Origin of the sequence: Paenibacillus gorillae (assembly GCF_000513275.1) — a bacterium.
GTDB lineage: Bacteria > Bacillota > Bacilli > Paenibacillales > Paenibacillaceae > Pristimantibacillus > Pristimantibacillus gorillae.
Genome location: NZ_CBVJ010000087.1, coordinates 1 through 8,550, shown reverse-complemented (window position 1 = coordinate 8,550; position 8,550 = coordinate 1). Strand labels below are relative to the sequence as shown.

Sequence of the window (8,550 nt, the reverse complement as noted above, 5' to 3'; positions counted from 1 at the left end):
CAGGCGTTTTTAGTTTAGGTAAACAGGTTTTTCAAGTTTACATCATAAGGCGCTTTGATAATACCTTTTTCCGTAATGATTGCCGTAACTAGATCGTTTGGCGTCACATCGAAAGCCGGATTAAATACTTTGATGCCTTGAGGAGCGGTACGTTTGCCGAAGCCCTCCGTAATCTCCTCAGCATTACGCTCTTCGATCGGAATTTCCGCACCGGTAGGCGTGTTCAGGTCAATCGTCGACATCGGGCACGCCACATAGAATGGAATGCCATGCGCTTTCGCCAATACGGCAACGCTGTAGGTACCAATCTTGTTCGCAACGTCGCCATTAGCCGCTACACGGTCCGTACCGACGATAACGGCGTCGATCCAGCCCTTTGACATGACCATTCCAGCCATGTTATCGCAAATGAGCGTAACGTCTACGCCAGCCTGCTGCAGCTCGAATGCAGTCAAGCGGGCGCCTTGAAGAACCGGACGGGTCTCGTCAGCAAAGACGCGAAGCGGAATGCCTTGTTCTTGCGCCAGATAGAAGGGAGCAAGTGCCGTGCCATATTTGGCAGTGGCCAGACCGCCGGCATTACAGTGCGTGAGGACGCCGTTGCCTGCTTCAAACAGCGTAAGCGCGTGCTCGCCGATGGAACGGTTCGTCTCCTCGTCTTCGCTCTGGATCGCAACAGCTTCGTTAAGCAGCGCTTTTTTGGCTGCTTCAAGCGGCAGACCGCTCTCCATAATAGCTGCAGCACGGGCTTTCATCCGGTCCAGCGCCCAGAACAAGTTAACGGCCGTCGGTCTCGAAGTAGCGAGATACTCGGCTTCCTTGCGAACTTGCTCCAACCACTCATCGGATGTCGAAGCATTGCGGCTGCCAAGGAAAACGCCGTAAGCGGCGGAGATGCCGATTGCTGGTGCACCGCGGACTTTCAAATGGCGGATCGCTTCCCACACATCCTCGGAGGTTGTCAGCGGCAAATATACAATTTCTTCAGGCAAAAGCCGTTGATCCAGCAGGTCGAGTTTATCCTCTGACCAAATAACGGATTGCAGCCCTACATAATCAGTTGTCATGATGCAAATTCCTTTCTCTTGAAGCGACTTGTAATATTACTGCTTAGCGGCAGCGGACAATACGATATCGATGGCTTCCTCAATGGAATCCGCCTTGCGGTTGAATTTAATGAGCGACGTACCGATTTCCAGTGCGAGCCGCTGTGCACGCTCACGGCCAGCAGCATCAGGAATCCGGTCGATGTCAGCTACATGAGATAAGCCGACGATACGGCGAACGACTTTGCAGCCTGCAAAGCCGATAGCATCTTGAAGCAATGACTTCATATACAAATCTTTGTAGCCCGCAGCGGAGTTGAAGAGACGGTCGATACCGTGCTCATCCCACAGCGCGCGGAATTTGGAATCGAATTTCGTCCAGATGTCGCGAACGGATTCAATCAGGTAACCGCGGAATTTAGACAACTCGGACGGGTCTTGAATCCAATGCCCCTGTCCTGCATAGTTCAGCAGCAGGTTGGCAATAACGGCACCAACATCAAAGCCAATCGGTCCATAGTAAGCAAATTCCGGATCGATAACCTTTGTTGAATCTTTGGTTACGAATACGCTGCCCGTATGAAGATCGCCGTGAAGCAGCGCCTGCGTGCTGGTGAGGAACTTTGCCCGGAGCAGAGCGACCTCCAGATGGAGCTCCCCGTCCTCACGCAAAGCTGCTGCCGCATCTTCGATTGCCGCTTCATAGTTATTGTTTTCCGTCACGGTGTAGGGATCATCAAAAACCAGGTCCTCTGTAATTTTGCACAGGTCTGGATTCACGTAATTTTTGACCAGCAGCTTTTTATCCTGCTGGTTTTTGCCCAGATCGGAAGTGAAGAACAACGTCTTCGCCATGAACGTCGTAATGTCCTCGGCAAATTTAGGATAGCTTTCACCTTTAATCAGGCCATGTCGCATAATAATATGATCGCTCAAGTCCTCCATAATGGTAAGAGCTAGATCAGCATCGTATTTGTAAACGGTTGGGACGAGTCCAGGCGCAAGCTCGTTTTGCAGGATCAGCGCCTCGCTTTCAATCCGGGCCCGGTCCAGCGTGAGCGGCCAGGATTCGCCAACTACTTTAGCATAAGGCACGGCTTGCTTCATTATTAAGCTTTTCCCGCTTGCAGGATCTGTAATATGGAAAACAAGGTTTAAATTTCCGTCGCCAATCTCACGGGATTGGAGTGCAGCCCCTTCCGGAAAAATACCTTCGACTGTACGGGCAATTTCAATGGCTTCTTGCTCCGTTAAAGGATGATAAGCAGACATGGATGTCCACCTCCGATAGTATAAGATTCATTTTAGTCCGTAATGCCTAGTAATCTACTCCGCTTAGTATAACGGATAATTTTTCGCCTTGGAATACCTACAAATGATATAATGGAATAAGACAAAGGACAAGTTTAGTTTGGAGGGATATTGTTGTCAGAGGCAGTAGAGCGTTTTCCGGTCGCGCTGAAGGAGTGGGCGGTCACGGTTCAAGCGCTGAAAGAAGGGAAACTGATGCTTGTCATGCGTAAAGGCGGCATCGTGGAGGAGACGAGAGACTTTAGTCTTCGCAGTCCCGGCTTTTACTTAATGCCCGCATATGAGCATCAGAAAGAGCATCTGCTCAAGGAGGCTCATCAGGGGCAAATTCAGGGGACGCTTGAAGAATGGAAGCAGCATCCGGATACGATGGTAATAGAAGCGTATGCTGAAGCGGTTGAAGATATCGACATAACGGATCAGGAGACGCTGAACCGGCTGCGTGATTTTCACATTTGGGCGGATGATTTCGCCGAAGAACGGTTGAAATGGAAGCGGACGAAGCCGCTCCATCTGCTGCTGCTGCGCGTCTTCCGGCTGGACAACCCTATTGAGCTCCCGCTGCTTCCATCGTTTACGGGCTGCAAATCTTGGGTACAGCTAGCGGAGGAGACAGGCACGGCGGAAATTTCTGCGTTGCCGGTTCCGTCTATGAAGCAGGTAATTCCAGAGCCTGAGCTGCAGGCGAAAATTGCTGAAATCAAGGCGGCAATTGCTGGCTGATTCGACATTTGGTTCATATATTTTCACCCCGCAGAGCTTCTCGGATTGCTTTATAACAAAACTTATAATAAAATGATTATTGAGAATCATTGAGAATCACTCTACAACTATATAACGTCTTACGAGCATCGTTTTTTGACTCGGCGAGCGCTAGTATCTAGCGTTGGAAGATAAGCGGTACAATCTGCGGAATCGCTGTTTTATCTTTTACTATAAGACCGTTGTTGTTGATTATAGAGTGGCACGAGCCGACTATACCAACCATGGAGGGATAAGCATATTATGGCAACGCAATTTGTCATCGACGGCCTGAAAGCAGCCATCGAAGGAAAAGAAATTTTAAAGGGAATCAACCTCGAGATTAAAGGCGGGGAGATTCACGCAATCATGGGACCAAACGGTACAGGTAAAAGTACACTGGCGTCCGCACTGATGGGTCACCCGAAATATGAAGTAACAGAAGGCACAGCTGTATTGAATGGCGAAGACCTGCTCGAAATGGGCGTGGACGAGCGCGCTCGCGCCGGCCTGTTCCTGGCTATGCAGTACCCAAGTGAAATTCCAGGCGTTACGAACTCCGACTTCCTGCGCAGTGCGATCAATGCCCGCCGCGAAGAAGGCAATGAAATTTCGCTGATCAAATTCATTCGCCAAATGGAAGGCAAAATGAAAGAGTTGGAGATGAACCCTGAATTCGCGCACCGTTACTTGAACGAAGGCTTCTCCGGCGGCGAGAAAAAACGGAATGAAATCCTGCAAATGACGCTGCTGGACCCGAAAATCGTCGTACTTGACGAGATCGATTCCGGTCTTGACATCGATGCGCTCAAAATCGTGTCGAACGGCGTTAACGCGATGCGTTCCGAAGATCGCGGTTTCTTGATTATCACTCACTATCAGCGGTTGCTGAACTATATTACTCCTGATTTCGTTCACGTTATGATGCAAGGCCGCATCGTGAAATCAGGCGGTCCTGAACTGGCACAGCGTTTAGAGAACGAAGGTTATGATTGGGTTAAAGAAGAACTGGGCATCGTAGACGAAACGGTCGGCCAGGCTTAAGCGGAGAAGGGGGCATAACGGATGAGTACACAATTATCGACTCCGACTGACCGTCAATCCGCAGAGGCGCTTGCTCGCAGCAAAGGCGAGCCGCAATGGCTCGTTGATTTGCGCGGCGAAGCAGCTGAGCTTGCCGGAACGCTGGAATGGCCGAAGCCGGAAAAAATTCGCATTGACCGTTGGAATCTGACGGCGGTTGGCAATTATGAGCAAGGACAAGCGGCAGCATCGGTCGGCGAATTGCCGAGCGTTGTAACGGAACTGGTGGCAGAAGGAACGGAAAGCCTGATCGTACAGCAAAACTCCAGCATTGCTTGGAAGCAGCTGTCGGCCGATTTGACGGCTAAAGGCGTTATTTTCACCGATCTGGAGACCGCATGCAAGGAGCATGCCGATCTGGTTCAGCCTTATTTGTTCAAAGCAATCGATAAAGGCGACAATAAACTGACTGCGCTGCACGCAGCGCTCTGGAACGGCGGCGTATTCGTATACGTGCCGCGCAATGTAGAGGTTGAACTGCCGCTGCAAGCGATCCTGTTTAACAATAAATCCGAAGCTGCTTTTGCACCGCATATTCTCATTGTTGCGGAAAGCAACAGCAAAGTGACTTACGTGGATTACGTTGTATCCGAGCCAGGAACAACTACAGAACCGTTTGTTCATCACTCGGTTGTAGAAGTGTTCGTGAAATCGGGCGCACACGTACGTTTTGGCTCCATTCATCATATGGCCGACAACGGTGTCGATCTTACGCTTCGCCGCTCGATTATCGAGAATGACGGTCGGATGGAATGGGTAATCGGGGACTTGAACGATGGCAACACGCTGTCGGACACAACTTCCCACCTAAAAGGCAACGGCTCGAATTCGGACGCTAAAGTAATCACGATCGGACAAAACGATCAAAAAATGAGCTTGACGACGCAAGCCGTTCACTTCGGGCGCAGCTCGGAGAGCGACATGGTTACTCGTGCCGTTATGAAAGACAGCGCAACAGCGATTATCAACGGCATTACGAAGATCGAGAAAGGCGCAACGAAAGCGAACGGCGTGCAGACAGAGAAAGTTCTGATGCTTAGCCCGAAAGCGCGCGGCGACGCCAACCCGATTCTTCTGATTGACGAAGATGATGTAAAAGCGGGTCACGCAGCAAGCGTTGGACAGGTTAATCCGGAGCAGGTTTACTACCTGATGTCCCGTGGTATTACCAAGCAAGACGCTGAACGATTAATTATTTACGGATTTTTGGCGCCTGTCGTATCGGAGATTCCGATTGATGCGGTACGCGAGCAGCTTCAGCGCTTGCTCGAAAGGAAGCTAGAAGGATGAATATAGAGGCGGTACGGGAGCACTTTCCGATACTGCATCAGGAGATAAACGGGCATCCGCTCGTTTATCTGGACAGCGCGGCGTCTTCCCAGAAGCCGCGTTCCGTCATTGATGCGGTAAGTCGTTATTATGAACAAGATCATGCGAACGTGCACCGCGGCGTTCATACGCTCGGTTCGCGTGCGACGGATGCCTATGAAGGGGCACGGGAAAAGGTTGCGAAGTTTCTGAATGCGGCTGCGCCAGAAGAAATTATTTTTACGCGCGGCACGACAACAGCTTTGAACCTGGTTGCTTCCAGCTACGCCCGCTCCGTGTGCAAAGAAGGCGACGAAATCGTCATTACGCCGATGGAGCACCATGCGAATCTTATCCCTTGGCAGCAGGCAGCCAAAGCAACTGGAGCGACATTGAAATATATTCCGCTTCAGCCTGACGGCACGATCTCGCTTGCCGACGTGGAGGCGACAGTTACAGCTAACACCAAGGTTGTCGCTGTCACTTACGTCTCCAACGTGCTGGGCGGCGTCAATCCCATTAAGGAGATTACGTCCATTGCTCACCGCAACGGCGCTGTTATGGTCGTTGACGGCGCACAAAGCACGCCGCATAAGAAGGTTGACGTGCAGGATATCGATTGCGATTTCTACGCGTTGTCCGGACATAAAATGTGCGGACCGACCGGTATTGGCGCTTTGTATGGCAAGAAAGCTTTGCTCTCGAACATGGAGCCGATCGAATTCGGCGGCGAAATGATCGATACGGTCGATCTGTATGAATCGACATGGAAGGATATTCCGTATCGATTCGAGGGCGGTACGCCGATTATTGCCGGGGCTGTTGGTCTCGGAGCTGCTATCGATTTTCTGGAGCAGATCGGCATGGACGAAATCGATCAGCATGAGAAGCGGCTTGCCGCATATGCTTATGACAGACTGTCAACGATCGACGGCGTGACGATTTATGGTCCGAAAGAGAACCGGGTGGGCCTCATTACGTTTAACGTAGATGATATTCATCCCCATGACGTCTCGACGGTATTAGACGCTGAAGGTATTGCGATTCGCGCAGGCCATCACTGCTGCCAGCCGCTGATGCGTTGGCTGAATGTATCCTCCACAGCACGAGCAAGCTTTTATCTATACAATACAGAGGAGGAAGTAGACCGTTTGGTGGACGGCCTTCTCAAAACAAAGGAGTTCTTCGGCTATGCAATTGGATGATTTATACCGCAGAGTGATCATGGATCATTATAAAAATCCACGAAACCGCGGGACGCTTGATGCCGAAGCCGTTACGATCAATTTAAACAATCCGACGTGCGGCGATCGCATCTCGCTCCAGCTGCAAGTGGAAGACGGGAAAGTTGTCGACGCGAAATTCAGCGGGGAAGGCTGTTCCATCAGCTTAAGCTCCGCATCGATGATGACGGAAGCCGTCAAGGGCAGAACGTATGAGGAAGCGATTGGTCTTGCTGAACGTTTCTCCGGCCTGATGAAGGGTGAGCCTGTCGAGTTTGTCGAGAACGAAGATATTGAAGCGTTGTCGGGTGTCAATAAATTTCCTGCCAGAATTAAATGTGCAACGCTCGCCTGGAATGCTTTGCGCAAAGGCATCGAGCAGCAGCATCAACACGAATAACATCATTATGAATAAGGAGCGTGAATGCAATGGCTAAATCAATGCCCGAAATGGAAGAGTATAAGTATGGTTTCCGCGATGAGCACAAAGCCGTATTCCAATCCGGTAAAGGTCTGACGGAAGAAATCGTTCGCACGATTTCCGAGATGAAGGGCGAACCGGAATGGATGCTGGAATTCCGCCTGAAATCGCTGGAGCAATTCAACAAAATGCCAATGCCAAATTGGGGCGGCAACATGGATGATCTGGATTTCAATGATATCCAATATTATGTCAAGCCATCCGAGAAGCAAGGAAAAACTTGGGAAGAAGTACCGCAAGAAATTAAGGAAACGTTCGATAAGCTGGGTATTCCTGAAGCAGAGCAAAAGTTCCTTGCCGGCGTTTCGGCTCAATACGAGTCCGAGGTCGTTTACCACAGCATGCAAGAGGACCTGGAGAAGCAAGGCGTTATCTTTACCGATATGGATACCGCTCTTCGTGAATATCCGGATCTTGTAAAAGAATATTTCAGCACGATCATTCCGCGTACCGACAATAAATTCGCCGCTTTGAACAGTGCGGTTTGGTCGGGCGGCAGCTTTATCTATGTTCCTAAAGGCGTCAAATGCGAAGTACCGCTGCAAGCCTACTTCCGTATTAACTCCGAGAACATGGGTCAGTTCGAGCGTACACTTATCGTTGCTGATGAAGACAGCTTCGTGCATTATGTAGAAGGCTGTACAGCTCCGGTATACAGCACGAACTCGCTGCATAGCGCCGTTGTTGAAATTCTCGTTAAGAAAAATGCTCGTTGCCGTTACACAACTATCCAGAACTGGGCGCCAAACATCTACAACCTCGTTACAAAACGTGCGGTTGCAGAAGAAAACGCGACGATGGAATGGGTTGACGGCAACATCGGCTCCAAGCTGACGATGAAATACCCGGCTGTCGTTCTGAAAGGACGCGGCGCGAAAGGTATGGTATTGTCCATCGCTGTAGCGGGCAAAGGCCAGCATCAAGACGCAGGCGCGAAAATGCATCACCTTGCACCGGATACGACTTCGACAATCGTGTCGAAATCGATCAGTAAGCATGGCGGCAAAGTAACGTACCGTGGTGTTGCATCGTTCGGACGTAACTCTGAAGGTTCGAAGGCTAACATCAAGTGCGATACGCTCATTCTCGACAATGAATCAACGTCCGATACGATTCCATATAACGAGATCATGAACGACAACATTACGCTGGAGCATGAAGCGACGGTATCGAAAGTATCGGAGGATCAGCTGTTCTATCTGATGAGCCGCGGCCTGAGCGAAGCTGAAGCGACGCAAATGATCGTCATGGGCTTCATCGAGCCGTTCACGAAAGAGCTTCCAATGGAATATGCGGTTGAGATGAACCGTCTCATCAAGTTCGAGATGGAAGGTTCGATCGGTTAAGAAATCACAGA

At 50.4% G+C, this 8,550-nt stretch carries 8 protein-coding genes; 6 read left to right on the top strand and 2 right to left on the bottom strand.

Annotated features, from left to right (window positions below):
- Positions 1–14: 14 nt before the first annotated feature.
- Both mtnA and mtnK read right to left on the bottom strand, forming a co-directional pair.
- On the bottom strand, positions 15–1,067 hold the full coding sequence (gene mtnA, locus TY10_RS15140) for an S-methyl-5-thioribose-1-phosphate isomerase (RefSeq protein WP_042165075.1): 1,053 nt from the start codon (positions 1,065–1,067) through the stop codon (positions 15–17).
- A 36-nt stretch (positions 1,068–1,103) separates the two neighbouring features.
- A complete protein-coding gene (mtnK, locus tag TY10_RS15135) occupies positions 1,104–2,318 on the bottom strand; it encodes an S-methyl-5-thioribose kinase (RefSeq protein ID WP_042165072.1) in 1,215 nt (404 codons plus the stop codon).
- Positions 2,319–2,471: 153 nt separating this feature from the next.
- Between mtnK and TY10_RS15130 the strand changes: the two genes are divergently transcribed.
- From TY10_RS15130 to sufB, 6 genes are all read left to right on the top strand, one after another.
- Complete coding sequence (locus TY10_RS15130) at positions 2,472–3,080, top strand: DUF1802 family protein (RefSeq protein WP_042165069.1); 609 nt, start codon at positions 2,472–2,474, stop codon at positions 3,078–3,080.
- Between the two features lie 282 nt (positions 3,081–3,362).
- Complete coding sequence (gene sufC, locus TY10_RS15125) at positions 3,363–4,142, top strand: Fe-S cluster assembly ATPase SufC (RefSeq protein WP_042165066.1); 780 nt, start codon at positions 3,363–3,365, stop codon at positions 4,140–4,142.
- Positions 4,143–4,163: 21 nt separating this feature from the next.
- Positions 4,164–5,471, top strand: coding sequence for a Fe-S cluster assembly protein SufD (sufD, locus tag TY10_RS15120; RefSeq protein WP_042165062.1), 1,308 nt, complete (start codon positions 4,164–4,166; stop codon positions 5,469–5,471).
- The gene (locus TY10_RS15115; protein WP_042165059.1) at positions 5,468–6,694 is read left to right on the top strand and encodes a cysteine desulfurase; all 1,227 of its coding nucleotides are present in this window, start codon (positions 5,468–5,470) and stop codon (positions 6,692–6,694) included. Before sufD ends, TY10_RS15115 begins: the two co-directional genes overlap by 4 nt.
- Positions 6,681–7,112 carry a Fe-S cluster assembly sulfur transfer protein SufU gene (gene sufU, locus TY10_RS15110; protein ID WP_042165057.1) on the top strand — a complete coding sequence of 144 codons (432 nt, stop codon included), beginning with the start codon at positions 6,681–6,683 and terminating at the stop codon, positions 7,110–7,112. Before TY10_RS15115 ends, sufU begins: the two co-directional genes overlap by 14 nt.
- Positions 7,113–7,141: 29 nt before the next feature.
- Positions 7,142–8,539 carry a Fe-S cluster assembly protein SufB gene (gene sufB, locus TY10_RS15105; protein ID WP_042165054.1) on the top strand — a complete coding sequence of 466 codons (1,398 nt, stop codon included), beginning with the start codon at positions 7,142–7,144 and terminating at the stop codon, positions 8,537–8,539.
- The last annotated feature ends 11 nt before the right edge of the window (positions 8,540–8,550 follow it).